Here is a 26265-nt window from a genome sequence, read left to right as displayed (position 1 = left end):
TGTTGTTTGTTTGCAGGGATGGAGCAGCAAGGGACTACGGCGCGGCCCGCTCGACCAGGTACTCTTTGGCGTACCAGAAGGTTTCCGGCGACTTGAAGGCGCCCAGCGTGCCTTCTTTTTCGTCCTGGCGCGAACGCAGGTCCCAGCGCTCGTCGATGACGCGGCAGGGCTCGCAGGGTTTTTCCCCGGGGCGGCGCTGCACCAGGGCGTAGCGCGTGTTCTTGAAGAGCGCGTCCACGTCCTGGTAATCCACCGGCTGTGCGGCGAAGTAGGGCACGATTTTGGCGCCGGGGATGATGAACTCATAGCGCTCGAAATGCCCATTGAAGTTGCTGGGCACAGATACGGCCTGGCCCTTGAGCAGCGCATTGGTTTCATTGCGGAAGCGGCCCATGTCGCCGTTGAAGGGCGCGGTGACCCAGGCCAGCGCGAACAGCACCGCAAAGCTGCTGAGCGCGGCGACGGGCCGGGTCCATCGGGGCCTGGCCATGCCTGCAATGCAGGCGGCGGCCAGCACGGCCAGGAAGATCCAGTACAGCGGCGAGAACAGCCAGGTGTCCTGCGTGGCGCGCACGCCGCCATAGCCGATCAGGCCCATGGCCAGCGCGCCTATGAGGCAGATCACCAGGGTCAGGCTGAACCAGATGCGCGCGATGCGCTCCCAGTACAGCGCGATCAGCACGGCCAGCGCCGGCATGGCGGGAATCAGGTAACGCGTGGAACGCTGCGTGGGCACCATGAACACCAGTGCGAAGGCCAGCAGCCATATCCACAGGGCTTTTTCGGTATCGCTGATGGACTGGCCCGTGCCTTTGCGCTGGCGCCAGGCTTTCCATGCCGCCCAGGTGCAGCCCACCGCGACAGGCAGCAGGAACAGCGCGTTGGAGTAGTAACCCGTGAGTATGGTCAGGATGCCGCTGCTGCCGCTGAAGGCAATGGCGAAGTAGCCTTTGGACGAGTTCATCTTGCCGGCGTTCTCGCCGACGACGAATTCGCGCCAGACCTCGCCCGGCTGCGGGTCTATGGCAAACCACAGGCCGAAAATCGCCAGGGCCAGCGCGCAGATGGCCGCCACCTTGAGGCCGTCGCCGACGATGCCGGGCCGCAAGACTTCCCAGACCGGCTTGCGCGCACCCAGCAGCTGGTAGCACAGCGCCAGCGCAAAGCCCACCGGCACCACCATGACAAAAGACTTGTAAAGGCAGCCTATGCCTATGGCGATGCCCGCCAGCAGCGGAAACTGCCAGCGCGAGGCCAGCAGCTTTGCGGGCGACCAGGCAATCGCAAACAACACGCCGAACAGCCAGAAAGTTTCGGGTGCGCTCGTCAGGTAGGGCCGGCCGTAGCGGTAGGTGCTGAAGAAGGACAGGTAGACGATGGCGGCGATGGCGCCCATGGCCAGTGCGTGGCGGCGGCGGTCGGCCGGCGCGGTTTCGCCCTGGACGACCTTCCAGGCCAGCAGCGCCGTCATCAGCGCAATGGCCCAGGTGTAGGCAATGCTGGGCAGGCGCAGGTTGAGCAGCGTCCAGTGCTCGCCCCAGCCGCCGGCCACCATGGCCTGCCAGAACAGCACGGGCGGCTTGGTGTTGCGCATGAAATCGTAGGAGCTGACCAGCGGCAGCCAGTTGCCGGTTTGCGCCGTGAGCCGCGCGATGTGGGCGTAAACCAGCTCGTCGCCGTTGCGCGGGATGTGGTCGCCGGCCAGGCCGAACAGGTAGCCCAGCGCGACCAGCAGGGCCAGCCCTATCCAGATGCGGTGGGCGGGAAAGCGTGTTTTCAGGGACTCAGGGCTTGTCATGGACATCGGCGGGGGGTGGGTGCGCGGCGGCATCGGCCGCAATTTTGGCGCGGCGGCGGCGAAAAGTCATGCGGTCGTTGGCCACAAAATTGCAGACGCTGGACAGCACGATGGCCAGCACATTGGCCAGCAGGTAGTGCATGTACAGGGCCAGCCATTTGGTCAGCAGCGACTGCAGCACGATGGCCAGGCCGGCAGCCATCACGTACTTGGAAAACAGGAACAGCGCCGAATGGTGGACTTCGTGCTTGCGGTCGCGCCAGGTCAGGCGCCGGTTCCAGTAGAAGTTGCTGATGGTGGCGACGGTGATGGCCAGCGCGATGGAGTAGTTGAGCCGGTCATGGAAATCAGCGATCCAGCTGAACAAAAATTCCTGCGCGAAATAGAGCACCGCGAGGTTGACCACCGTGCCGCTGGCACCCACCACGCCGAACTTGATGAAGCGCCAGCGCACCATGGGCTGCAGGCGCTCGGGCAGGCGCCGGATCACGGCCTCGGCAAAAGATCGGAGTGTGGACATCAGGGGGTATGGGTTCAGGGCGTCGCCAGGCACTCGCGCGCCTTGGCCAGTACGGTGTCCGGCGCGATGACTTTCAGGCACTGGTTGTCGCCGTCGCAGTAAGACGAGCGGTGGTTGTAGGCAGTCAGGCAGGGTGAGCAGGGCCACTGGCTGTAAAAGGAATGGCACTGCGGCGTCAGCGGCGCGTACAGGCCCGGGGTTTCGGGACCGAACAGCATCAGCGTCCAGATCGGCGTGAGCGCCGCGAACTGGCCCGGCCCGCCGTCGTTGGTGACCAGGAGGCGCGCCACATGGAACAGCGCCAGCAGCTCGGAGATAGAGCGCGTGTAGCCGGTGAGATCGATCACCGGGCTGGCTGGAAAGGCTGCCTGCACATTGGCCACCAGCTGCCGCGCCAGTGCCTGGTCGTCCTTCAGGCCTATCACGGCCACGGCGCAGCCGTCGGCCACCAGGCCCCGGCACAGCGCGGTGTAGGAATCCAGCGGCCAGGCGCGTATCGGCAGGATGCCGCCGCCCGGGTAGACCAGCACCAGCGGCTTGCCGGCGATCGCGGGGAAGTCCTGCGCGAGGCGGGCCTGGATGCCCGGCACCAGCGCCGGGTCCAACTGCACGTGCGGCGGCGCTTTGCCGGTGCCCGCGGCCGCCAGGTTGGCCGGCAGTTTGGACTTGGGCACGGCCGTCGAATCAATCGCACGCGCCAGCGTCAGGAACTGCGCGCTGATGTGGTGGTAGGGGTTGTAGGGAACCGGCCGGTTGATGTGCGAGCCGCGGTACAGGCCTTCCTGCGTGTGGCGGTGAAAGCCCACGCGGATGCGCGCGCCGCTGGCGTACGACAGCAAGCTGCTGATGCGCGAGAACAGCTCGCAGTCAATCGCCACGTCGACATGCGCGCGGCGCAGCTCGCCGATCGCCTTCCACAGGCTGGACAGCAGGCCGCCCAGCGACTTGTCGTCCACCGTGTGCACGTTGGCCGGGTCCACCACCTGCATGAGGTCCAGGATTTCGCGGTTCTTGCCGAACAGCAGGGCATGCAGCGGCGCATCGGGGTAGCGCTGTTTGAGGCGCGCGAACATCTCGTGGGCCAGCACCAGGCTGCCCATTTCCGACAGCAAAATCACCACGATGGCGCGCGGCGCCGCGTCGGCACCCGAATCCTTGCGAAAGCGCCGCGCCACGGCGTCCACCGCGGAAACGGCCGCGCACAGCGGAATGCCGGCCCAGCGGTCTATCCAGCGTTGCAAGTTGATGTTCATTACACCCCCCGCTGCCTGTCGGCACGGAACCGCGCGCTGAATTCACCGAAGCGGCCGGCATCCAGCGCATCGCGCACTTCCTGCATCAGGTTCAGGTAGTAGTGCAGGTTGTGGATGCTGGACAGCATGGGGCCCAGCATTTCGCCGCAGCGGTCCAGGTGGTGCATATAGGCGCGCGAAAAATTCTTGCAGGTGTAGCAGCTGCAGGTCGCGTCCACCGGCTGGTCTTCGGTCTTGTAGCGCGCGTTGCGTATCTTCAGGTCGCCGAAGCGCGTGAACATATGGCCGTTGCGCGCGTTGCGGGTCGGCATCACGCAGTCGAACATGTCGACGCCGGCGGCCACGCCCTCGACCAGGTCTTCGGGTGTACCCACGCCCATGAGGTAACGCGGCTTGTGCGCTGGCAGGCGATGCGGCGTGTGCGCCATGATGCGCTGCATCTCTTCCTTGGGCTCGCCCACGCTGACGCCGCCCACGGCATAGCCCGGCAGGTCCAGCTGGACCAGCGCGTCCAGCGATTCCTGGCGCAGATTTTCAAACATGCCGCCCTGCACGATGCCGAACAGCGCGTTGGGGTTCTCCAGCTTGTTGAATTCGGCGACGCAGCGGCTTGCCCAGCGCAGGCTCAGCTCCATGGAATGGCGCGCTTCGCTTTCGGTGGTGATGTGGCCCTTGGTGTCGTAAGGCGTGCATTCGTCGAACTGCATCACGATGTCGCTGTTGAGCACGGTCTGGATCTGCATGGAGATTTCGGGCGTCAGGAACAGCTTGTCGCCGTTGACGGGCGAGGCGAATTTCACGCCCTCTTCGGAGATCTTTCGCATCTCGCCCAGCGACCAGACCTGGAAGCCGCCGCTGTCGGTCAGTATGGGCTTGTTCCAGCTTTCAAACTTGTGCAGGCCGCCGAACTGCTGCATCACGTCCAGGCCGGGCCGCATCCAGAGGTGGAAGGTGTTGCCCAGGATGATTTGCGCGCCCATGTCATGCAACGATTGCGGCATCACGCCCTTGACCGTGCCATAGGTGCCGACCGGCATGAAGATGGGGGTTTGCACCACCCCGTGGTTGAGCGTCAGCTTGCCGCGGCGGGCATAGCTGCCGAGGTAGGCGCCGGCGCCTTCGCCGGCCGGCGCGTCGGTCTTCAGAACTTCAAATTCGAGCATCTTGGGATTGTCGCAGGTGTACGCGGGGAGATTCAGGCGCCCTCAGGCCCCGTCAGTTGCGGGCCAGAGGGGGTTGGCGCGCCAGCAGCATGGCATCGCCATAGCTGAAAAAGCGGTAGCGCTGGGCGATCGCATGCCGGTACAGCGCCATGATGTGCTCATAGCCCGAAAACGCGCTGACCAGCATCATCAAGGTGCTTTTGGGCAGGTGGAAGTTGGTCAGCAGCAGGTCGACCACGGCGAACTCAAAGCCCGGCGTGATGAAGATGTTGGTGTCATTGCAGTCGGGGCCGAACTTGGCGTGCGACTCCAGCGCGCGCACCGTGGTCGTGCCCACGGCCACCACGCGGCCGCCGCGCGCCTTGCAGGCGGCGACGGCTTCGCGCGTGGCCTGCGGGACCTCGAAGCGCTCAAAGTGCATGGTGTGCTCGGCGATGTTCTCGGCCTTGACGGGCTGGAAGGTGCCCGCGCCCACATGCAGGGTCACGCTGGCGCGCCGGATGCCGCGCGCCTCCAGCCCGGCCAGCACGGCCTCGTCAAAATGCAGCGCGGCCGTGGGCGCCGCCACGGCGCCCGGGTTTTTGGCGAACACCGTCTGGTAGCGCTGCTCGTCCTCGGCGGAATCGGTGTGGGTGATGTAAGGCGGCAGCGGCACATGGCCGTGCTGCGCCATCAGCGCGTAGGGATCGCTGCTCAGGCGAAAGCGGTACAGCGGCCCGCTTTCCTCGGGCCAGCGGCCCAGCAAGGTGGCGGTAAAGCCGCCGTCCATCTGCAGCACCGCGCCCGGCAGCGGTTTTTTGCTGACCTTCATATGGGCGGCGACCTCATGGCCCTGGTCCGCATGGGGTGACAGCACCCGCTCAATCAGCAATTCCAGCTTGCCGCCGCTGGCTTTCTGGCCGAAGAGGCGGGCCTTGACCACCTTGGTGTCGTTAAAGACCAGCAGGTCGCCGGGCTGCAGCAGGCCGGGGAGTTCGGTGAAGCGCCGGTCCACCGGCGGGCTGTTGCGCCCGTCAAGCAGGCGCGAGGCGCTGCGCTGGGCAGCGGGGTGCTGGGCTATGAGTTCTTCGGGCAGTGCGAAATCAAAATCGCTGAGGGTGAAATGGGTGCTCATGAAGGCACAATTGTCCCATGTCGCCACCTGGTGCTCCTGCCCGCAAACCCGCCCCGCCCGAGGCCGGAGAACTGGCTGCGGCCCAGGCCAGGCCTGAAAAAGCCCCGGCCAAGTCGCCGGCGCAAAAAGCCCTGGAAAAACTGGGCCTGCGTCGCGACATCGACCTGGCCCTGCATTTGCCCCTGCGTTACGAGGACGAAACCCGCATCGTGCGCCTGGCCGACGCCCGCGACGGCGACCTGGTGCAAATCGAGGGCGTGGTGACGCACAGCGACGTCGCCTTTCGCCCGCGCCGCCAGCTGCGCGTGACGGTGGACGACGGCAGCGACACCTGCGTGCTGCGCTTCATCAATTTCTACCCGGCCCACCAGAAGACGCTGAGCGTAGGCGCGCGCGTGCGCGTGCGCGGCGAGATACGCGGCGGTTTTGTGGGGCGCGAGATGATCCACCCGAGTTTCAGGCTGGCCGAGGGCGAGCTGCCGGGCGCGCTGACGCCGGTCTATCCCACGGTGGCCGGCCTGCCGCAGAACTATTTGCGCAAGGCGGTGCTCAGCGGGCTGTTCCGCGCCGACCTGCGCGAGACGCTTCCCCAGGAAGTGCTGGGCAAGGGCTTGCCGCAAGCCCTGTGGAGCCTGCGCGAGGCGTTGCAGTTCCTGCACCACCCGACGCCCGACGTGTCGCTGGCCACGCTGGAAGACCGCAGCCACCCGGCCTGGCAGCGCCTGAAAGCCGAGGAACTGCTGGCCCAGCAGCTGTCGCAGCTGCAGGCCAGGCGCATACGCGCGGCCATGCGCGCGCCGGCGCTCACGGGCCCGGCCATGCGCGGCCCGCAATGCACGCTGGAAGAACAATTGCTGGAGCGCCTGCCCTTTCGGCTCACCGCGGCCCAGCAGCGCGTCTGCGGGGAAATCGAGGCGGACCTGAAGAAAAACATCCCCATGCACCGCCTGCTGCAGGGCGACGTGGGCGCCGGCAAGACCGTGGTGGCGGCGCTGGCCGCGGCCCGCTGCATGGACGCGGGCTGGCAATGCGCGCTGATGGCGCCCACCGAAATCCTGGCCGAGCAGCATTTCCGCAAGCTCATTGGCTGGCTGGAGCCCCTGGGCATCAAGACCGCCTGGCTGACCGGCAGCCAGAAGGCCAAGGAGCGGCGCGAGATGCTGGCGATGATAGAAAGCGGCGACGCCGGCCTGGTGGTGGGCACGCATGCGGTGATCCAGGACAAGGTGAAGTTCAAGAACCTGGCGCTGGCCATCATCGACGAGCAGCACCGCTTCGGCGTGGCGCAGCGCCTGGCCTTGCGCAGCAAGATGACTGAAGGCGGCGAAGAACCTCATTTGCTCATGATGACCGCCACCCCGATTCCGCGCACCCTGGCCATGAGTTATTACGCCGACCTCGACGTCTCCACCATCGACGAGCTGCCGCCCGGCCGCACACCCATCGTGACCAAGGTGGTCAGCGACGCGCGGCGCGACGAGGTGATCACTCGCATACGCGGCCAGCTCGCCGAGGGGCGCCAGATTTACTGGGTTTGCCCGCTGATCGAGGAAAGCGAGTCCATCGACCTCGTCAACGCGACCCAGACCCATGAAGCCTTGAGCGCGGCCTTGCCCGGCGTGATGGTCGGCCTGCTGCATTCGCGCATGCCGCTGGCTGAAAAAAAGGCGGTCATGGCGCTGTTCACCGGCGGGCAGATGGGTGTGCTGGTCAGCACCACGGTGATAGAGGTGGGCGTGGACGTGCCCAATGCCTCGCTGATGGTGATAGAGCACGCCGAGCGTTTCGGCCTGAGCCAGCTGCACCAGCTGCGCGGCCGGGTCGGGCGCGGGGCGGCGGCTTCGGCCTGCGTGCTGCTGTATTCCACCGGCGATGCGCCCCGGCTCGGCGAGATGGCGCGCGAGCGCCTCAAGGCCATGGCGCAGACCAACGACGGCTTCGAGATCGCCCGGCGCGACCTGGAAATCCGCGGGCCGGGCGAATTCCTGGGCGCGCGGCAGTCGGGTGCGCCGCTGCTGCGTTTTGCCGACCTGGCCACCGATACCGAATTGCTGGCCTGGGCGCGCGGCCTGGCACCCACCATGCTGGACCGGCATGCGGAACTCGCGCACCGGCACATCCTGCGCTGGCTGGGCGGCAAGGCGGAGTACCTCAAGGCCTGAACACCGCGATACGGCAGGCGAGAAAAGCAGGACAATAAGCCCATGACGCTGACCGAACTCAAATACATCGTCGCCGTTGCCCGGGAAAAGCATTTCGGCAAGGGCGCCGATGCCTGCCACGTTTCCCAGCCCACGCTCAGCGTGGCCATCAAGAAGCTGGAAGAGGAGTTGCAGGTCAAGCTGTTTGAGCGCAATGCCAATGAAATCACGGTCACCCCGCTGGGCGAGGAGATCGTGCGCCAGGCCCAGAGCGTGCTCGAGCAGGCCGACAACATCCGTGAAATCGCCAAGCGCGGCAAGGACCCGCTGTCCGGCCCGCTGCGCCTGGGCGTCATTTACACCATAGGCCCTTACCTGCTGCCCGACCTGGTGCGCCAGGCCATTGCGATGACGCCGCAGATGCCGCTGATGCTGCAGGAGAATTTCACCGTCAAGCTGCTCGAGGAGCTGCGCACCGGCGAGATCGACTGCGCCATCCTCGCCGAGCCCTTCCCGGACGCCAACCTGGCGATTGCGCCGCTCTATGACGAGCCCTTCATGGCGGCCGTGCCCAGCGCGCATGCGCTGGCCGCGCGCGGCGGCGTGACGGCCGAGGAGCTCAAGAAGGAAACCATGCTGCTGTTGGGCACCGGCCACTGCTTTCGCGACCATGTGCTGGAGGTCTGCCCCGAGTTCGCGCGCTTTTCCAGCAGCGCCGAGGGCATCAGCAAGAGCTTTGAGGGCTCCTCGCTGGAGACCATCAAGCACATGGTGGCGGCCGGCATGGGCATTACGCTGGTACCCCGTTTGGGCGTGCCCAAGGAAGCGCTGGCCGAGCAGGCCGCCGCCAAAAAGGCGGTGAAAGGAAAACCCGCCCCGGGCCGCGGCAAGGTGGCCGCAGAGCAACCTTCGTTCATCAAATACCTGCCCTTCGAGGGCGACGTGCCGAGCCGGCGCGTGGTACTGGCCTGGCGGCGCAGCTTCACGCGTTATGAAGCCATCGCCGCGCTGCGCAACGCCATCTACGCCTGCGAGCTGCCCGGCGTCATCCGCCTGTCTTGAATCCCGCCTATGGCGCGCATTGACGGCGGCTGTTGCGGCCGTCGTCCCGATTTCGTTAAAGTTGCCCCTGAATTTTTAAAAAAAGGAAACACCATGGCCAAGTCTTCCGCCAAACCTGTCAGCAAAGCCGCCGGAAAAGCCGCACCCTCCATCAACATCGGCATCAGCGAAAAAGACCGCGCGGCCATCGCCAAGGGCCTGAGCCGCCTGCTGGCCGACACCTACACGCTTTACCTCACCACCCATAACTTCCACTGGAATGTGACGGGCCCCATGTTCAACACGCTGCACCTGATGTTCATGACGCAGTACACCGAACTCTGGGCCGCGGTCGACCCCGTCGCCGAACGCATACGCTCGCTGGGCCATCCCGCGCCGGGCTCTTATGCGCAGTTCAGCAAGCTGGCTTCGATTCCCGATGTGCCGGTGCTGCCGCCCAAGGCCCTCGAAATGGTGCGCATCCTGGTGCAAGGCCATGAGGCCGTGGCCCGCACCGCGCGCGAGCTGTTCCCGCTGGCCGACAAGGCCCATGACGAACCGACGGCCGATTTGCTGACCCAGCGCCTGACGGTACACGAGCAGACCGCGTGGATGCTGCGCTCGCTGCTTGAAGAATAAGCTCGCCCTTTATCTTCAGCTGATCCGCTGGAACCGCCCGGCGGGCTGGCTGCTGCTGCTGTGGCCCACGCTGTCGGCGCTGTGGGTGGCTTCGCACGGCTTTCCGGGCTGGCACCTGGTGGCGGTGTTCACGCTGGGGACCATCCTGATGCGCAGTGCGGGCTGCTGCGTCAACGACGTGGCCGACCGGGACTTCGACCGCCACGTCAAACGCACGGCCCAGCGGCCGGTCACCAGCGGGGCGCTGTCGGTGCGCGAAGCGCTCGTCGTCGGCGCGGTGCTCGCGCTGCTGGCCTTCGGCCTGGTGCTCACCACCAATACCGCCACCATCGCCTGGTCGTTCGCGGCGCTGGCGATCGCGTTGGCCTACCCTTTTGCCAAGCGTTATGTGTCCATGCCGCAGGCCGTGCTGGGCGTGGCCTTCAGTTTCGGCATTCCCATGGCTTTTGCCGCCGTGCAGTCGCGCGTGCCGCTGCTGGCCTGGGTGCTGCTGCTGGGCAACCTGTTCTGGGTGGTGGCTTACGACACCGAATACGCCATGGTGGACCGCGACGACGACCTCAAGATAGGCATGAAAACCTCGGCCATCACGCTGGGCCGTTTTGACGTGGCGGCGGTGATGCTGTGCTACGCGGCCTACCTGGTGGTCTGGGCCTGGGTCCTGCCGGACATGGTGCGCCAATCGCCCGTTTTTTGGGTCGCCATGGGTGTAGCCCTGCTGCAGGCCTTGTGGCATGGCTGGCTGATCCGCAAGCGCGGGCGCGAGGACTGCTTCAAGGCTTTTCGCCTCAACCACTGGCTGGGTTTTGCGATTTTTGCGGGCATCGCCCTGTCTTACCTGGGCCGCTGACCGCGCAGGGCCCGGAAGGCGCCCATAAAAAAGCCCGCTTGAAGCGGGCTTTTTTGCGTCAGCCTGGGCTGATCAGACGGCGGCCTTCTTGGCCTTTGCCTTGCGCTTGGCTTTCTTGGCCTTTGCCTTGGCGGGAGCGGCAGCCTTTTTCTCAGGTGCTGCTGCGGGCGCGGCGGCGGGGGCTGCTGCAGGTGCGGCGGCAGGAGCCTGGGCCGATGCGGACGTGGAAATCACGGCCAGGGGCATGGCGAGGACGGCTGCGCTGATGAGGGTGGACAGAAGTTTGTTCATGTGAAGCTCCGGATGTTGGAAAAAGTTGTAACGCGGATGCTGCCGGGGTGTCCCACAGGGTGTGGATCAAGACAAGCTGCACGTACGCTCCTGTTCAACGTTTGCCGCCGCCGGGCGGTTGACGCGTCTTTCAGGCGCCGCCGAACTCGTCGCCCAGCTCGGCGGCGCGTTGCCGGGCGGCGTGGATGGCGCGCATGAACTGCATCTTGACGCGGTCCTGCTCCATCGATGTCAGCGCCGCGTAAGTCGTCCCGCCTTTGGAGGTGACCCGTGCGCGCAGCTCCTGCGGCGGCTCGTCCGAGGCCTGTGCCAGCGCGGAAGCGCCCACAAAGGTGCCGATCGCGAGCTGGCGCGCCTGCGCCAGGGGCAGGCCCATATCGGTGCCGGCCTCGATCATGGCCTCGATGAAATAAAACACATAGGCCGGGCCCGAGCCGGACAGCGCGGTCACCGCGTCCAGCTGGGCTTCTTCGGCCAGCCACAGGTACTCGCCCGTGGGCTTGAGCACTTTTTCAATCGCCTGCCGGTCGGCGCCGGTGGCGGCCTCGCGGGCGAACAGCGCCGTCATGCCCTTGCCAACCAGCGCCGGCGTGTTGGGCATGGCGCGCACCACGCGCTCGGTGCCCAGCCAGTGCGCGATGCTGCCGGAGCGCACGCCGGCCGCCACGCTCAGGTGCAGGGCGTTTTTGGTGTGAAAGCGCGTTTGCAGGGCTGCATCCTTGAAGACTTGCGGCTTGACCGCCCAGACGACCAGACCGGCGGCGGCCAGCCAGGCGCCCGGGCCTTCGTGGACCTGAATGCCGAATTGCTGCGTGAGTCTGGCGCGCTGCTCGGCAAAAGGCTCGACCACCTGGATCTGGCCGGCCGGCAGGCCCTGCTTGAGCAGGCCGCCGATGATGGCGCTGGCCATGTTGCCGCCGCCTATGAAGGCGATGTGGTCGGTGTTTGCACGGGAAATGGAAGTCATGCGTTGTCAGTCCAAAAATTCAAAGGCCAGCCACTGGTTGATTTGCCGGGGGCTGAAATTGTCGTCGCTGATGAACATCAGGCTGCGGCGCCCGTTGGGAAGCACCGGGCCCCAGCTCATGCCTTCGCTATTGTCCAGCTGTTTGAGCCGCGGGCCGGCGCCCGGGCCGGTAAAGGCCGAAAAATCGGCCAGCAGGGTTTTGCCGGCCGGCCGGTAAGCGCCCGGCCGCAGGGCGGGAAGCTCCAGCGTGTCGCTGGCCTGGCCGGTGTCGATCAGGTAAAGGCGCAGCGAATTGCCCGAGCCCGTCACATAAGCCCGCTCCAGCACCAGCATGCGTTCGGCGTCCAGCATCAGGATTTCCGCCACGCCGTTGTCGGCAAAGGCGGTGGGCGGCACGGGCGCGCGCGGGATGGCGTCGGGCACATAGGCGATCTGCCGCAGGGCCTTGCCGCTGGCGAGGTCTATCTGCGTGAAGCGGCAGGGGCCGCCCGGCGCCTCTACGCTGGGCACGAGGCCGTCCTGCAGCAAGGCGTTTTCCATGGCGATCCAGGCCGTGCGGCCGTCGGGCGCCAGCGCCAGGCCTTCGAGCGTCAGGTTGCCGCGCGGCCCCGCGCCGGCCTGGAAATTGAACATCGCCGGCAGGGCGAATTCGCGCACGAAGCTGCCGTCGGGACGTGTTTCGCGCAGCCAGGGCGCGGTGCCGCTGGGCGGATGGCCTTCGCTGGTCCACAGCAGGGTGTTGCTGGCCGCGCGCCAGCGTATGGCTTCCGGGTCGGGCACCGGCCCGCCTTGCAGGGCGGACGGGTAGGCGCTGCCGTCGGCCTGGCGCAGCGTGGCCACGCCCAGCAGCTCGGGCGCGCCCAGGCTGTCCATGCCCAGCGCGATGCGCGCGGTGTAAAAGCGCGCCGGGTTGATGCTGGAGCTGTCGTCGCTGATCAGGTAATAGAGGTCGCCGGCCGGGTCGTAGTCCATGCCCGACAGCCCGCCCACGGTGCTGCCCTGGAATTGCAGGCGGTGCGCAAAACGGGATTCGCCGATCAGGCGCAGGCGTGCGCGGGGCGGCTGGCCCGCCGCGGGCGGCAACGGCGGTGCCGCGCAGCCGGCCAGGCCCAGCACGGCGGCCGCGCCGGCGCCGAGGATGAGCCGGCGCTTCGAAAGAGACGTGGCGGGGGTGTTCATGCGGCCAGTCTAGCGGCCGCCCCTGTGGGAAATGTGACAGCGGCGCAGGCAGCGTTCACTGCAGCACGGTTTGCCGCACCGCCTGCTCCCAGCGCGCCATCAGCTCGGCCGCCCGGTCCGCGCCCAGGGTGGGCAAAAACTTGCGCTCGGCACGCCACATGCCCGAGAGTTCTTCGGTGCTGCGGTACACGCCGCTGGAAAGCCCCGCCAGGTAGGCGGCGCCCAGCGCGGTGGTTTCAATGACGGCCGGGCGAATCACCGGGATGCCCAGCAGGTCGGCCTGGAACTGCATCAGCAGGTCGTTGACGCAGGCGCCGCCGTCCACGCGCAGCTCGGCCACGGGCGCGGCGCCGGCGCCGACCGCGTCGCGGCTCATGGCTTGCAGCAGGGCCGCGCTCTGGTAGGCGATGCTTTCCAGCGCGGCGCGCGCGATGTGGGCGACGGTGGTGCCGCGCGTGAGCCCGGTGATGGTGCCGCGCGCGTCGGGTTTCCAGTAGGGCGCGCCCAGGCCGGTAAAGGCCGGCACCATCATCACGCCGCCCGAGTCGGGCACGCTTTCGGCCAGCGCCTGCACTTCGGCGCTGCCCTTGATGGCATGCAGGCCGTCGCGCAGCCACTGCACCACAGCGCCGCCCACAAACACGCTGCCCTCGATGGCGAACTGGGTTTGTGCGCTTGGCTGGGCCGCGCTGGTGGTCAGCAGCCCGTTGTGCGAGGTCTGGAACTGCCCGCCCGTGTGCATCAGCATGAAGCAGCCCGTGCCATAGGTGTTTTTCGCCATGCCGGCCTTGAAGCAGGCCTGGCCGAAAAGGGCGCTTTGCTGGTCGCCGGCAACGCCGCCTATGGCAATCGCATGGCCCAGCAGCTCGGGCCGCACCTCGCCGTAATGCGCGCTGGAGGGCAGCACCTGGGGCATCAGCGAGGCCGGGATGCCCAGCAGGTCCAGCAGTTCCGTGTCCCACTGGTTGTTGTGCACATTGAAGAGCATGGTGCGCGAGGCGTTGCTGACGTCGGTGGCATGCAGCGCGCCGCCCGTGAGCTGCCACATCAGCCAGCTGTCTATGGTGCCGAAAGCCAGTTCGCCGCGCTCGGCCTGCGCGCGCGCGCCGGGCACGTTGTCGAGCAGCCACTTGAGCTTGGTGCCTGAAAAATAGGCATCAACCAGCAGGCCGGTTTTGGACTGGATCAGTTGTTCCTTGCCCTGCTCGCGCAGTTCGGCGCAGGTGGCTTCGGCGCGCCTGTCCTGCCAGACGATGGCGTGGTGCACCGGCTGGCCGGTCTTGCGGTTCCAGAGGGCGGTGGTTTCGCGCTGGTTGGTGATGCCCAGCGCGCGTATGTCGCCGGCCTTGATGTTGGCCTTGTCCAGCACCTCGCGCGCCGTGGCCAGCTGGGTGCGCCAGATTTCATTCAGGTCGTGCTCGACCCAGCCGGGCCGGGGGTAGATCTGCGGCAGCTCCTGCTGCGCCAGGGCCACGATGTGGCCGTGTTCGTCAAACACGATGCTGCGGGAACTCGAGGTTCCCTGGTCGAGGGCAAGGAGGTAGGTCATGCGCTGGAGTGTATGAAAACCGCTGTTGCCCGGCGCTCAGGAATGGGCCACTTCGCAGCTCACGTCCGCTTCCTCCAGCAGGGCCGGGAAGGGCTCGGGCGGCGGCATGTCGGTGAACAGCCGGTCAATCTGTGAAAGCCTGGCCAGCTCGACCATGGCCGGGCGGTTGAATTTGCTGCTGTCGGCGGCCAGCCAGACCTCGCGGGCGTGCTCGATGATGGTCTGCGCGACCTTGACCTCGCGGTAGTCGAAGTCGCGCAGCGAGCCGTCGGGCTCTATGCCGGAAATGCCGATGACGGCGATGTCGACACGGAACTGGCGCATGAAGTCCACCGCCGCCTCGCCCACGATGCCGCGGTCGCGCGCGCGCACCACGCCGCCGGCCACGATGACCTCGCAGTCGGTGTTGCCGCACAGGATGGCCGCCACATTGAGGTTGTTGGTGATGACGCGCAGCCCCTTGTGGTTCAGCAAGGCCTTGGCGACGGCTTCGGTGGTGGTGCCTATGTTCAGGATCAGCGAGCAGTCGTTGGGGATGCGCCTGGCAACGGCCTCGGCGATGCGCGCCTTGCCTTCGGCATTCAGGCTTTCGCGCTGGCGGTGCGCGATGTTTTCAATGGTGGAGGTGGGCACCCGAACGCCGCCGTGAAAGCGCGTCAGCAAGCCGGCTTCGGACAGGCGCTGCACGTCCCGTCTGACGGTCTGCAGCGTCACATTGAGCTTGTCGGCAAGCTGCTCGACGGAGGCCGAGCCGTGGGCGCGGACCACGTCAAGAAGCTTGATTTGCCTGGGATTGGAGTTCACGCGGGTCCAAGTCTGGGGGGATCTAAGGGGAAATCGGGGAATTAAAAGGACCTAAGAATGACAGCTGTATGGCCTTGGGGAAACTTTATATCGAAACAAAAGGAAACAGATAAGGGAAAACAATTAGATAAAACAATCAGAAAGGAAGAAAAATAGAAAAAAACCGAACTTATCAAGTTCTGTCTACAAATCCTCGGGAGACGCTTTCTTGTTGACTGTTTCAAATTTCTTGCCTGCCCTGGCCCCGTCCGGGGTGCCCGGCGGCCTGTTCCAGCCCCTGCGGGGCGGGGGAGCGGCGTGATGCAGCTGTCCCTGGACCAGATCAGCAAAAAAGTCGGCGCCGAGCAATGGCTGTACGACATGAGCCTGGCGCCGCGCAGCGGCGAAGTCACGGTTTTGCTGGGCGCCACGCAGGCCGGCAAGACCAGCCTGATGCGCATCATGGCCGGCCTGGACGTCCCCACGCACGGCAAGGTCCTGGTCAACCAGGCCGACGTGACCGGCATGCCGGTGCGCGAGCGCAACGTCGCCATGGTCTACCAGCAGTTCATCAACTACCCTTCGCTGCGCGTGGCCGACAACATCGCCTCGCCGCTCAAGCTGCGCGGCGAAAAAGACATAGAGCGCAAGGTGCGCGGCCTGGCCGAGCGCCTGCACATCGACATGTTTCTGGACCGCTACCCGGCTGAACTCTCGGGCGGGCAGCAGCAGCGCGTGGCCCTGGCGCGAGCGCTGGCCAAGGGCGCGCCGCTGATGCTGCTGGACGAGCCGCTGGTCAACCTCGACTACAAGCTGCGCGAGGAATTGCGCGAGGAACTGACCCAGCTCTTCGCCGCAGGCGACTCCACGGTCATTTACGCCACCACCGAGCCCGGCGAAGCCCTGCTGCTGGGCGGCTACACCGCCGTGATGGACGGCGGCGAACTGCTGCAGTACGGCCCGACGGCCGAGGTCTTCCACGCGCCGCAGTCGCTGCGCGTGGCGCGGGCCTTCAGCGACCCGCCCATGAATCTGGTCGCGGCGCTGCCCGCCGCCCAGGGCTTGCAGCTGACGGGCGGCCCGGCGCTGGCGCTGAAGCTGCCGGACGCGCCGGCGCAGCGCCTGGCCTCTTTCACGGCAGGGGTTCGCGGCAGCGCCCTGCGCGTCACGGCGCGCGAAGGCGACGTGGCACTGCCCGGCAAGGTCGAGCTGGCCGAGATCTCGGGCTCCGACACCTTTGTCCACGTGGCGACGGCCGTGGGCGAGCTGGTGGCGCAGCTCACGGGTGTGCACTACTTCGACCTGGGCGCGCCCGTCACCCTGTACCTGGACCCGGCGCAGGTCTATGTTTTCGACGCCGAAGGCGCGTTGCTTTTGGCTCCACGGAGGTCTCATGGCGCGCATTGACCTGGACCTGGCCCATGCCTACCGGCCCAACCCGCGCGAGGAAAGCGACTACGCGCTGCTGCCGCTGAACATGAGCTTTCGCGACGGCGGCGCCTATGCGCTGCTGGGCCCCTCGGGCTGCGGCAAAACGACCATGCTCAACATCATGTCCGGCCTGCTGGTGCCCTCGCAGGGTAGTGTCAAGTTCGACGGCGTGGACGTGACGCGCGCGACGCCGCAGCAGCGCAACATCGCGCAGGTGTTCCAGTTCCCGGTGATCTACGACACCATGACGGTGGCCGAGAACCTGGCCTTTCCGCTGCGCAACCGCAAGGTGCCCGAAGAGCAGATCAAAAAGCGCGTGGGCGAAATCGCCGAGATGCTGGACATGAGCGGCCAGCTCAACCAGCGCGCGGCCGGGCTGGCGGCGGACGCCAAGCAGAAAATTTCGCTGGGCCGTGGCCTGGTGCGGCCCGATGTGTCGGCCGTGCTGTTCGACGAGCCGCTCACCGTGATCGACCCGCACCTCAAATGGCAGCTGCGGCGCAAGCTCAAGCAGATCCACCACGAGCTCAAGCTCACGCTGATCTACGTCACGCACGACCAGGTCGAGGCGCTGACCTTTGCCGAAGAGGTGGTGGTGATGACACGCGGCCGCGCGGTGCAGACCGGCTCGGCCGACGCGTTATTCGAGCGGCCCCGCCATACCTTTGTCGGCCACTTCATCGGCTCGCCCGGCATGAACTTCCTGCCGGCCACGGTGTCCGGCGGCGCGCTGCGCGTCGCGGACCGGCCGCTGGCGCTGCCGCCCGGGCGCGCCATGCCCGACGGCGAGCTCAAGCTGGGCGTGCGCCCCGAGTATGTGGTGAAGACCGCGCCCGGCGACCCGGCGGCGCTGCCCTTTACCGTCACGCTGGTGCAGGACATAGGCACGCACTGGATGCTGACGGCGCGTATCGGCGAGCACACCCTGAAAGCCCGCTTGAACCCCGCCTCCCGCGCACCGCAGGTCGGCGAAGAGATCTGGCTGCAGGTCATGGGCACACACACCTGCCTGTACCTCAATGACGAACTGGTGGAAGCATGAGCACGACGACGAAGCCTGTTAACCAGAAGGCCTGGCTGCTGGTGCTGCCGGTCATCATCTGCGTGGCCTTTTCCGCCATCCTGCCGCTGATGACGGTGGTCAACTATTCGGTGCAGGACATCATCTCGCCCGAACGGCGCGTATTTGTCGGCACCGAGTGGTTCGCCTCCGTCATGCGCGACGAGGATTTGCATGCGGCGCTGTGGCGGCAGCTGACCTTCTCGCTGGCGGTGCTGGCGGTCGAGATCCCGCTGGGCATCGCGCTGGCGCTGTCCATGCCGGCGCAGGGCTGGAAAGCCTCGCTGGTGCTGGTGCTGGTCGCGCTGTCGCTGCTGATCCCCTGGAATGTGGTCGGCACCATCTGGCAGATCTACGGCCGGGCCGACATAGGCCTGCTGGGCGCGATGCTGCAGAAGGTGGGTTTTGACTACAGCTACACCGGCAATGCCACGCATGCGTGGATCACGGTGCTGATGATGGATGTCTGGCACTGGACGCCGCTGGTGGCCCTGCTGGGTTACGCCGGCCTGCGCTCGATTCCGGACGCCTACTACCAGGCCGCGCGCATAGACGGCGCCAGCAAGTTCGCGGTGTTCCGCTACATCCAGCTGCCGAAAATGCGCGGCGTGCTGATGATCGCCGTGCTGCTGCGCTTCATGGACAGCTTCATGATCTACACCGAGCCTTTTGTGCTCACGGGCGGCGGGCCGGGCAATGCCACGACCTTCCTGTCGCAATACCTCACGCAAAAAGCCGTCGGCCAGTTCGACCTGGGCCCGGCGGCGGCTTTCTCGCTGATTTACTTTTTGATCATCCTGCTGCTGTGCTTCATCCTCTACAACTGGATGCAGCGGGTGGGTACGCAGGAGAAGGAGGGCGTGGAATGAACACACCGAAATTCCAGGCTCGCACGCTGTTCCTCATCGCCTACATCCTGTTCGCGCTGCTGCCCATCTACTGGATGGTCAACATGAGCTTCAAGACCAACAGCGAAATCCTGTCGAGCTTTTCCTTCTTTCCCCAGCAATTCACCTGGGACAACTACAAGACCATCTTCACCGATCCGTCCTGGTATTCGGGCTACATCAACAGCCTGATCTACGTCGCCATCAACACGGTGATCTCCATCACCGTGGCCTTGCCGGCCGCCTATGCCTTCTCGCGCTACAGCTTCCTGGGCGACAAGCATGTGTTCTTCTGGCTGCTGACCAACCGCATGACCCCGCCCGCGGTGTTTTTGCTGCCCTTCTTCCAGCTCTACACCACGGTGGGCCTGATGGACACCCACATCGCGGTGGCGCTGGCGCACCTGCTGTTCAACGTGCCGCTGGCGGTGTGGATCCTGGAAGGTTTCATGAGCGGCATTCCGCGCGAGATCGACGAGACCGCCTACATCGACGGTTATTCCTTTCCGCGCTTTTTCACGCGCATCTTCCTGCCGCTGATCAAGGCCGGCGTGGGCGTGGCGGCGTTTTTCTGCTTCATGTTCAGCTGGGTGGAACTGCTGCTGGCGCGCACGCTGACCAGCGTCAACGCCAAGCCCATCGTCGCGACCATGACGCGCACGGTGTCGGCTTCGGGCATGGACTGGGCCACGCTGGCCGCGGCCGGCGTGCTGACCATAGTCCCGGGCGCCATCGTGATCTGGTTTGTTCGTAACTACATCGCAAAAGGCTTTGCGATGGGCCGAGTCTAGGAGGAGTGAATATGTTTGAGTGGATGGCCTGGACGACGCCGGTGGCGGTTTTTTTCAGCTGCATCGTGCTGATGCTGGTGGGCATGACGGTGTGGGAGATCAAGTCGCCGACGACGATGCGGCGCGGCTTCCTGCCGCTGGAAACCACGCGCGGCGACCGGTTGTTCATAGGCCTGCTCAGCGCGGCCTATGTGAACCTGATTTTTGTCGGCATCAGCGGCAAGCTGGCCGGCTGGCTGGGGCTTGAGGCGGACCCCTCCATCTGGATCAGTTTTGTGCTGTCCATGGCCTTGCTCGCATGGATCATGCGCAAGGGCTAGGCGGGACGTGAGGAAAAGAGAAGTGCGTAGAAAAAGGAACCCGGCTCATATTCCCCGGAGCCGAACAAGCCTTCAACCACGGGGAGTGAACCAATGAGGAGACAAGTCATGAAGATGCGTTATACGGCACTGGCAGTGGCCGCGGTGTGTGCCATGGCCAGCCCCGGCTGGGCCGGCGAGGCCGAGGCGAAAAAATGGATCGACAGCGAATTCCAGCCTTCCACGCTGTCCAAGGACAAGCAGCAGGCGGAGATGAAGTGGTTCATCGACGCGGCCAAGAAGCTGCAGGCCAAGGGCGTGAAGGAAATCTCGGTGGTCTCCGAGACCATCACCACCCACGAGTACGAATCCAAGACGCTGGCCAAGGCCTTTGAGGAAATCACCGGCATCAAGGTCAAGCACGACATCATCCAGGAAGGCGACGTGGTTGAAAAACTGCAGACCTCCATGCAGTCGGGCAAGTCGATTTACGACGGCTGGATCTCCGACTCCGACCTGATAGGCACCCACTACCGCTACGGCAAGATACTGGCGCTGTCCGACTACATGGCCGGCGCGGGCAAGGAATACACCAACCCGGGCCTGGACCTCAAGGACTTCATCGGCACCAGCTTCACGACGGCGCCCGACGGCAAGCTCTACCAGCTGCCCGACCAGCAGTTCGCCAACCTTTACTGGTTCCGCGCCGACCTGTTCGCGCGCAAGGACCTGCAGGACAAGTTCAAGGCCAAATACGGCTACGACCTGGGCGTGCCGCTCAACTGGAGCGCCTATGAGGACATCGCCGAGTTCTTCACCAACGACGTGAAGACCATAGACGGCAAGCCCATCTACGGCCACATGGACTACGGCAAGAAGGATCCGTCGCTGGGCTGGCGCTTTACCGACGCCTGGCTGTCCATGGCCGGCACCGCCGACAAGGGCATTCCCAACGGCATGCCGGTGGACGAGTGGGGCATCCGCGTGGCGGCCGACAAGTGCACGCCGGTGGGCGCCTCGGTGGCGCGCGGTGGTGCCACCAATTCGCCGGCCGCGGTGTACGCACTGACCAAGTATGTGGACTGGATGAAGAAGTACGCGCCCAAGGAAGCCAGCGGCATGACCTTCGGCGAGGCCGGCCCGGTGCCTGCCCAGGGCCAGATCGCCCAGCAGATCTTCTGGTACACGGCCTTTACCGCCGACATGACCAAGAAGGGCCTGCCGGTCGTGAACGCCGACGGCACGCCGAAGTGGCGCATGGCGCCCGGCCCCAACGGCCCCTACTGGAAGCAGGGCATGCAAAACGGCTACCAGGACGTGGGCTCCTGGACCTTCTTCAAGGACCATGACGCCAACAAGGTCGCCGCCGCCTGGCTGTATGCGCAGTTCATCACCTCCAAGACCGTTTCGGCCAAAAAATCGGTGGTGGGCCTGACCTTCATCCGCGACAGCGACATCCACCACGAGTACTTCACCAAGAACGCCGCCAACTACGGCGGCCTGATCGAGTTCTACCGCAGCCCGGCCCGCGTGGCCTGGACGCCGACCGGCAACAACGTGCCCGACTACCCCAAGCTGGCGCAGCTCTGGTGGAAGAACGTGGCGCAGGCTGTGACGGGTGAAAAAACGCCGCAAGGCGCGATGGACAACCTGGCCGACGAGATGGACCAGGTGATGGGACGCCTGGAGCGCGCCGGCATGGCGCACTGCGCGCCCAAGCTCAACCCCAAGAGCGACCCGGCCAAATGGCTGAGCGACAAGGGCGCGCCATGGGCCAAGCTGGCCAATGAAAAGCCCAAGGGCGAGACCATCAACTACGACAAGCTGTTGCAGGCCTGGAAAGACGGCAAGGTGCGTTAAGCCGCGGGGGGCCGTGCGGCGCTGTTGTGCCGTACGGCCCGTTTTTTGCGGATGAGGGCGGCGCTTGCCGCCACGGCGCTGGGGTAAGCTCGTCGCCACTTTAAAAAAATGGGTTTGTATGGAACGGGAATCAAAGCCCATGTCGACTGAATTCGCACCTGCTGCCGCCACGCGGCGCCAGGACTTGATGGACAGCCTGGCCGCGCCGCGCCACTACGACATCGCCATCATCGGCGGCGGCGCCACCGGCCTGGGCGTGGCGCTTGACGCCGCGGCGCGCGGGTTTTCCGTGGTGCTGGTGGAGTCGCACGACTTTGCCAAGGGCACTTCCTCACGCGCCACCAAGCTGGTGCACGGCGGCGTGCGCTACCTCGCGCAGGGCAATATTTCATTGGTGCGCGAGGCCTTGCTGGAGCGCACCACCTTGCTGGCCAATGCACCGCATCTGGCGCAGCCGCTGCCTTTTGTCATGCCTTCCTACAAATTCTGGGAAGCGCCGTTCTACGGCATAGGGCTCAAGATGTACGACGCGCTGGCCGGCAAGGCCGGCCTGGGCGCGACCGAATTCCTCAATCGCCGGGAAACCCTGGCCTACCTGCCGACGGTGCAGCCGCGCGACCTCAAGGGCGGCGTCAAGTACTGGGACGGCCAGTTCGACGACGCGCGGCTGGCGCTGGCGCTGGCCCGCACGGCCGCAAGCCAGGGGGCGCTGCTGGTTAATTACTGCGAGGCCACCGGCCTGATCCATGAAGGCGGCAAGCTGGCCGGCCTGCATGCGCGCGACCAGGAAACCGGCCGCACATTTGAGATCCGGGCGAACTGCGTGGTGAACGCGGCCGGCGTCTGGGTGGACCAGCTGCGCCTGCAGGACGGCCAGGCCATAGGCCGCGACACCAAGCCCATGGTGGCGCCCAGCCAGGGCGTCCATATCGTGGTGGACCGCTCGTTTTTGCCCACCGACCATGCCCTGCTGGTGCCCAAGACGGCCGACGGCCGGGTGCTGTTTGCCGTGCCCTGGCTGGGCAAAACCATTTTGGGCACGACCGACACGCCGCGCCACGACCTGGCCCGCGAGCCGCTGCCTTTCCGGGAAGAGGTCGATTTCATCCTGCGCGAGTCGGCGCGTTACCTGAGCCGCGCCCCGGGCCCGGCGGACATCAAAAGCATCTGGGTGGGTCTGCGGCCCCTGGTCAAGCCGCCGGACGAGGATGCCGGCAGCACCCAGGCCCTGTCGCGCGAGCACACGGTGCTGGTCAGCAAAAGCGGCCTGGTCACGGTGACCGGCGGGAAGTGGACCACGTACCGCGCCATGGCGGAGGACGTGCTGGACAAATGTTTTGGCGCGGCCCTGCTGCCCGCGCGGGCCGCCAGCACCACCGCGCATTTGAAGTTAGTTGGCGCTCACAACTCGGGCCATAAGATCAGCGAGGCCCCCGGCCCTCATTTATATGGCAGCGAGGCGGCTTCCCTGGACAGCCTGCCGGGTGCCGGCCGCGAACTGGGCGGCGGCCTGACGGAGGCCATGGTGCGCTTTGCCGCCCGCCATGAATATGCGCGCACGGTGGAAGACGTGCTGGCGCGGCGTTCGCGGCTGCTGTTCCTGGACGCCGCACTGGCCCGGACCCTGGGACCGGAAGTGGCGGCCCTGCTGCAGCAGGAAAACGGGGTGGATCCGCAGCTCGACGCATTTTTGGCGCTCTGCGGCCAATACCTGAGCCTGCCCGACTGAGTACTGCCCTGAATCGCTCCGCTTTTTATAGCGGACTTTTCTTTCTCGTATTGATGCCGGGCTAGATTTCATCCCTGAAATTCACTCCCTTGGGGCACCGGTTCCAGCCGCGGTTTTGCGGTTCTTGGGCCGCCAGGCCCGCCTGCAAAAGCGCTGTTGGGATATTTTCACACCAGCCGGTTGACACTGCCAGGCGATTCAGTGATAATCGTGGGCTTCGCTCTAAAAAGGCGAGGAATTCTGCCTAACGGAAGCATCGCAAGTGGTTTGCGGTGTGGACGACAGGCCCAAGACTGATTGGCTGGCGATCCCAAGGGGTTGCCTTCCGGTGCAAGTTGGGAACACATTTAAATGATTCAAACGCAATCCAAGCTCGATGTTGCTGACAACACGGGTGCCAAGTCCGTGATGTGCATCAAGGTTCTGGGCGGCTCCAAGCGCCGGTACGCCAGCGTTGGTGACGTCATCAAGGTGAGCATCAAAGAAGCCGCTCCGCGTGGCCGCGTCAAAAAAGGCGAGGTTTACAGCGCTGTGGTCGTTCGCACCGCCAAGGGCATCCGCCGCGGTGACGGCTCCCTCGTCAAATTCGATGGCAACGCAGCCGTGTTGCTTAACGCCAAGCTGGAGCCTATCGGCACCCGCATCTTCGGACCAGTGACGCGCGAACTGCGCACTGAAAAGTTCATGAAGATCGTGTCCCTGGCTCCTGAAGTTCTGTAAGGACGCGCCATGAACAAGATTCGTAAGGGCGACGAGATCATCGTGATCGCCGGTCGCGACAAAGGCAAGCGCGGCAAGATTTCGCTGCGCAAAGACGACAGCCATGTCGTGGTTGAGGGCATTAACCTGGTGAAAAAACACACCAAGCCCAACCCTCTGAAGGGCACCACCGGCGGCATCGTCGAAAAAAGCATGCCGATTCACCAGTCGAACGTGGCAATCTTCAATGCCGCAACCGGCAAGGCGGATCGCGTTGGCATCAAGCTCCTGGCTGACGGCAAGAAAGTGCGCGTCTTCAAGTCCAGCGGCGAAGAAATCAAGGTTGCATAACATGGCAAAGACCGCACCCGCAGCACAAGCTGCTTTGCAGGCCCGCCTGCAAACCCAGTACCGCGAAAAAATCGCCCCCAGCCTGGTTGAAAAATTCGGCTACACCTCGCCGATGCAGGTTCCCCGCATCACCAAGATCACGCTCAACATGGGCGTGAGCGAGGCTGTCGCCGACAAGAAGGTCATGGACAACGCCGTCGGCGACATGACCAAGATCGCCGGCCAGAAGCCCGTCGTGACCAAGGCCAAGAAGGCTATCGCCGGTTTCAAGATCCGCGAAGACCTGCCCATCGGCTGCATGGTGACCCTGCGCGGCGTGAAGATGTATGAGTTCCTCGATCGTTTCGTCACCGTGGCTCTGCCCCGCGTGCGCGACTTCCGCGGTATTTCCGGCCGGGCCTTCGACGGCCGCGGAAACTACAACATCGGCGTGAAAGAGCAGATCATTTTCCCTGAGATCGAGTACGACAAGGTTGACGCCCTGCGCGGTCTCAATATCAGCATCACCACCACGGCAAAGACCGATGAAGAGTGCAAGGCGCTCCTCACCGCTTTCCGTTTTCCGTTCAAGAACTGAGGCGGGACATGGCAAAACAAGCTTTACTGCAACGTGAACTGAAGCGCGAGAAACTCGCCGCCAAGTTCGCCAAAAAATACGCTGAACTCAAGGCTGCGTCCAACGACGCCAAGCGCTCCGATGAAGAGCGCGCCCTGGCCCGCCTTGAGCTGCAAAAGTTGCCCCGCAACGCCAACCCGACTCGCCAGCGCAACCGCTGCGAGATCACGGGTCGCCCGCGCGGTACGTTCCGTCAATTCGGCCTGGCTCGCGCCAAGATTCGCGAGTTGGCTTTTGCTGGTGATATCCCTGGTATCACCAAGGCAAGCTGGTAAGCATAGGAGAACCGCAAAATGAGCATGAGTGATCCTATCGCCGACATGTTGACCCGCATCCGCAATGCACAAATGGTTGAAAAAGCCGTTGTGCTGGTGCCGTCGTCAAAAGTCAAAGTTGCCATCGCGCAGGTGCTGAAGGATGAGGGCTACATCGATGGCTTCTCCGTCAAGACCGACGAAGGCAAGTCCCAGCTGGAAATCGCCCTGAAGTATTACGCAGGCCGCCCCGTGATTGAGCGCATCGAGCGCGTCAGCCGCCCCGGCCTTCGCGTCTACAAAGGCCATGGCGCCATCCCCCAGGTCATGAACGGCCTTGGTGTGGCAATTGTCACGACCCCGAAAGGCGTCATGACCGATCGTAAAGCCCGCGCTACCGGTATCGGTGGTGAAGTGCTTTGCTACGTGGCCTAACGGCGGCATTGAGGAGAAACTGAAATGTCTCGTGTAGGAAAAATGCCGGTCTCCGTCCCCCAGGGCGTGGACGTGGCCATGAAAGACGACCAGATCAACGTCAAGGGCGCCCTCGGCACCCTGGCGCTGGCCCAGAACGCGCTTGTCACCATCAAGAACGATGCCGGCAAGCTGACCTTTGCGCCGGCCAACGACTCGCGTGAAGCCAATGCCATGAGCGGCACGATGCGCCAGCTCGTGAACAACATGGTGACGGGCGTGACCAAGGGCTTCGAGAAGAAGCTCAGCCTGATCGGCGTGGGTTACAAGGCCCAGGCCCAAGGCGCCAAGCTGAACCTGACGGTGGGTTACTCCCATCCGGTGGTGATGGACATGCCGGCCGGTATCAAGGTCGAAACGCCCACGCCGACCGAAGTCGTGATCAAGGGTTCCGATCGCCAGCGTGTGGGACAGATCGCCGCCGAAGTGCGCGCCGTCCGTCCTCCCGAGCCTTACAAGGGCAAGGGCATCCGTTATGCGGATGAGAAAATCACGATCAAAGAAACCAAGAAGAAATAAGGAGCTG

27 protein-coding genes are annotated in these 26265 nt (G+C 65.0%); 17 read left to right on the top strand and 10 right to left on the bottom strand.

Annotated elements, in window-relative coordinates; all coding sequences use genetic code 11:
* Positions 1-34: 34 nt before the first annotated feature.
* Genes AC1DUN_RS03840 through queA form a run of 5 tightly spaced genes read right to left on the bottom strand, consistent with a single transcriptional unit; the run spans position 35 to position 5848 of the window.
* The gene (locus tag AC1DUN_RS03840) at positions 35-1804 is read right to left on the bottom strand and encodes an ArnT family glycosyltransferase (protein ID WP_477712778.1); all 1770 of its coding nucleotides are present in this window, start codon (positions 1802-1804) and stop codon (positions 35-37) included.
* Complete coding sequence (locus AC1DUN_RS03835) at positions 1785-2318, bottom strand: GtrA family protein (protein ID WP_477712777.1); 534 nt, start codon at positions 2316-2318, stop codon at positions 1785-1787. The genes AC1DUN_RS03840 and AC1DUN_RS03835 overlap by 20 nt, the downstream gene beginning before the upstream one ends.
* Positions 2319-2332: 14 nt before the next feature.
* A complete protein-coding gene (locus tag AC1DUN_RS03830; protein ID WP_477712776.1) occupies positions 2333-3571 on the bottom strand; it encodes a glycosyltransferase family 9 protein in 1239 nt (412 codons plus the stop codon).
* Positions 3571-4734: a tRNA guanosine(34) transglycosylase Tgt gene (gene tgt / locus AC1DUN_RS03825; protein ID WP_477712775.1), complete on the bottom strand. Its 1164-nt coding sequence runs from the start codon at positions 4732-4734 to the stop codon at positions 3571-3573. The genes AC1DUN_RS03830 and tgt overlap by 1 nt, the downstream gene beginning before the upstream one ends.
* 52 nt (positions 4735-4786) lie before the next feature.
* Entirely contained in the window at positions 4787-5848 is a 1062-nt protein-coding gene (gene queA / locus AC1DUN_RS03820; RefSeq protein ID WP_477712774.1) for a tRNA preQ1(34) S-adenosylmethionine ribosyltransferase-isomerase QueA, read from the bottom strand.
* Between the two features lie 17 nt (positions 5849-5865).
* On the opposite strand from queA, the gene recG reads away from it, so the two are divergent.
* From recG to ubiA, 4 genes are all read left to right on the top strand, one after another.
* On the top strand, positions 5866-8010 hold the full coding sequence (gene recG / locus AC1DUN_RS03815) for an ATP-dependent DNA helicase RecG (protein ID WP_477712773.1): 2145 nt from the start codon (positions 5866-5868) through the stop codon (positions 8008-8010).
* A 42-nt stretch (positions 8011-8052) separates the two neighbouring features.
* Positions 8053-9051 (top strand): LysR substrate-binding domain-containing protein, encoded by a 999-nt coding sequence (locus tag AC1DUN_RS03810; RefSeq protein ID WP_477712772.1) that lies wholly within the window; start codon positions 8053-8055, stop codon positions 9049-9051.
* Between the two features lie 93 nt (positions 9052-9144).
* Positions 9145-9669: a Dps family protein gene (locus AC1DUN_RS03805; protein ID WP_477712771.1), complete on the top strand. Its 525-nt coding sequence runs from the start codon at positions 9145-9147 to the stop codon at positions 9667-9669.
* Positions 9659-10519, top strand: a complete 861-nt coding sequence (gene ubiA, locus AC1DUN_RS03800) for a 4-hydroxybenzoate octaprenyltransferase (protein ID WP_477712770.1) — start codon at positions 9659-9661, stop codon at positions 10517-10519. Before AC1DUN_RS03805 ends, ubiA begins: the two co-directional genes overlap by 11 nt.
* 72 nt (positions 10520-10591) lie before the next feature.
* Here the strand turns inward: ubiA and AC1DUN_RS03795 are convergent, their stop codons facing one another.
* The 5 genes from AC1DUN_RS03795 to AC1DUN_RS03775 all read right to left on the bottom strand — a co-directional run bounded on the left by AC1DUN_RS03795 (position 10592) and on the right by AC1DUN_RS03775 (position 15309).
* Positions 10592-10810 carry a hypothetical protein gene (locus AC1DUN_RS03795; RefSeq protein WP_477712769.1) on the bottom strand — a complete coding sequence of 73 codons (219 nt, stop codon included), beginning with the start codon at positions 10808-10810 and terminating at the stop codon, positions 10592-10594.
* 130 nt (positions 10811-10940) lie between these two features.
* Positions 10941-11777 carry a pyrroline-5-carboxylate reductase gene (gene proC / locus AC1DUN_RS03790; protein WP_477712768.1) on the bottom strand — a complete coding sequence of 279 codons (837 nt, stop codon included), beginning with the start codon at positions 11775-11777 and terminating at the stop codon, positions 10941-10943.
* A gap of 6 nt (positions 11778-11783) precedes the next feature.
* Positions 11784-12956 carry an esterase-like activity of phytase family protein gene (locus tag AC1DUN_RS03785; RefSeq protein WP_477712767.1) on the bottom strand — a complete coding sequence of 391 codons (1173 nt, stop codon included), beginning with the start codon at positions 12954-12956 and terminating at the stop codon, positions 11784-11786.
* A 55-nt stretch (positions 12957-13011) separates the two neighbouring features.
* The gene (glpK, locus tag AC1DUN_RS03780) at positions 13012-14505 is read right to left on the bottom strand and encodes a glycerol kinase GlpK (RefSeq protein WP_477712766.1); all 1494 of its coding nucleotides are present in this window, start codon (positions 14503-14505) and stop codon (positions 13012-13014) included.
* Positions 14506-14541: 36 nt separating this feature from the next.
* Positions 14542-15309 carry a DeoR/GlpR family DNA-binding transcription regulator gene (locus tag AC1DUN_RS03775; protein ID WP_477661520.1) on the bottom strand — a complete coding sequence of 256 codons (768 nt, stop codon included), beginning with the start codon at positions 15307-15309 and terminating at the stop codon, positions 14542-14544.
* Between the two features lie 300 nt (positions 15310-15609).
* On the opposite strand from AC1DUN_RS03775, the gene AC1DUN_RS03770 reads away from it, so the two are divergent.
* The 13 genes from AC1DUN_RS03770 to rplF all read left to right on the top strand — a co-directional run bounded on the left by AC1DUN_RS03770 (position 15610) and on the right by rplF (position 26258).
* Positions 15610-16695, top strand: coding sequence for an ABC transporter ATP-binding protein (locus AC1DUN_RS03770; protein WP_477712765.1), 1086 nt, complete (start codon positions 15610-15612; stop codon positions 16693-16695).
* Positions 16682-17761 carry an ABC transporter ATP-binding protein gene (locus AC1DUN_RS03765; protein ID WP_477712764.1) on the top strand — a complete coding sequence of 360 codons (1080 nt, stop codon included), beginning with the start codon at positions 16682-16684 and terminating at the stop codon, positions 17759-17761. Before AC1DUN_RS03770 ends, AC1DUN_RS03765 begins: the two co-directional genes overlap by 14 nt.
* Positions 17758-18648, top strand: coding sequence for a carbohydrate ABC transporter permease (locus AC1DUN_RS03760; RefSeq protein ID WP_477661523.1), 891 nt, complete (start codon positions 17758-17760; stop codon positions 18646-18648). Before AC1DUN_RS03765 ends, AC1DUN_RS03760 begins: the two co-directional genes overlap by 4 nt.
* Positions 18645-19457, top strand: coding sequence for a carbohydrate ABC transporter permease (locus AC1DUN_RS03755; protein ID WP_074579302.1), 813 nt, complete (start codon positions 18645-18647; stop codon positions 19455-19457). The genes AC1DUN_RS03760 and AC1DUN_RS03755 overlap by 4 nt, the downstream gene beginning before the upstream one ends.
* A gap of 11 nt (positions 19458-19468) precedes the next feature.
* Positions 19469-19777, top strand: coding sequence for a DUF2160 domain-containing protein (locus AC1DUN_RS03750; RefSeq protein ID WP_477712763.1), 309 nt, complete (start codon positions 19469-19471; stop codon positions 19775-19777).
* 108 nt (positions 19778-19885) lie between these two features.
* Positions 19886-21616 carry an ABC transporter substrate-binding protein gene (locus tag AC1DUN_RS03745; protein ID WP_413326977.1) on the top strand — a complete coding sequence of 577 codons (1731 nt, stop codon included), beginning with the start codon at positions 19886-19888 and terminating at the stop codon, positions 21614-21616.
* Between the two features lie 139 nt (positions 21617-21755).
* Positions 21756-23345: a glycerol-3-phosphate dehydrogenase/oxidase gene (locus tag AC1DUN_RS03740; protein ID WP_477712762.1), complete on the top strand. Its 1590-nt coding sequence runs from the start codon at positions 21756-21758 to the stop codon at positions 23343-23345.
* A 351-nt stretch (positions 23346-23696) separates the two neighbouring features.
* On the top strand, positions 23697-24065 hold the full coding sequence (gene rplN, locus AC1DUN_RS03735) for a 50S ribosomal protein L14 (RefSeq protein ID WP_007869247.1): 369 nt from the start codon (positions 23697-23699) through the stop codon (positions 24063-24065).
* Positions 24066-24074: 9 nt separating this feature from the next.
* Positions 24075-24395: a 50S ribosomal protein L24 gene (gene rplX, locus AC1DUN_RS03730; protein WP_007869250.1), complete on the top strand. Its 321-nt coding sequence runs from the start codon at positions 24075-24077 to the stop codon at positions 24393-24395.
* Between the two features lies 1 nt (position 24396).
* The gene (rplE, locus tag AC1DUN_RS03725; protein WP_413326983.1) at positions 24397-24972 is read left to right on the top strand and encodes a 50S ribosomal protein L5; all 576 of its coding nucleotides are present in this window, start codon (positions 24397-24399) and stop codon (positions 24970-24972) included.
* Positions 24973-24980: 8 nt separating this feature from the next.
* Complete coding sequence (rpsN, locus tag AC1DUN_RS03720; protein WP_007869264.1) at positions 24981-25286, top strand: 30S ribosomal protein S14; 306 nt, start codon at positions 24981-24983, stop codon at positions 25284-25286.
* 18 nt (positions 25287-25304) lie between these two features.
* The gene (gene rpsH, locus AC1DUN_RS03715) at positions 25305-25700 is read left to right on the top strand and encodes a 30S ribosomal protein S8 (protein ID WP_007869267.1); all 396 of its coding nucleotides are present in this window, start codon (positions 25305-25307) and stop codon (positions 25698-25700) included.
* A gap of 24 nt (positions 25701-25724) precedes the next feature.
* Positions 25725-26258, top strand: a complete 534-nt coding sequence (rplF, locus tag AC1DUN_RS03710) for a 50S ribosomal protein L6 (protein ID WP_007869269.1) — start codon at positions 25725-25727, stop codon at positions 26256-26258.
* The last annotated feature ends 7 nt before the right edge of the window (positions 26259-26265 follow it).

It is taken from the genome of Polaromonas sp. P4_F6 (assembly GCF_056401275.1).
Note: the sequence above shows the minus strand (reverse complement) of the source record. Positions and strands in the feature narration are given on the sequence as shown.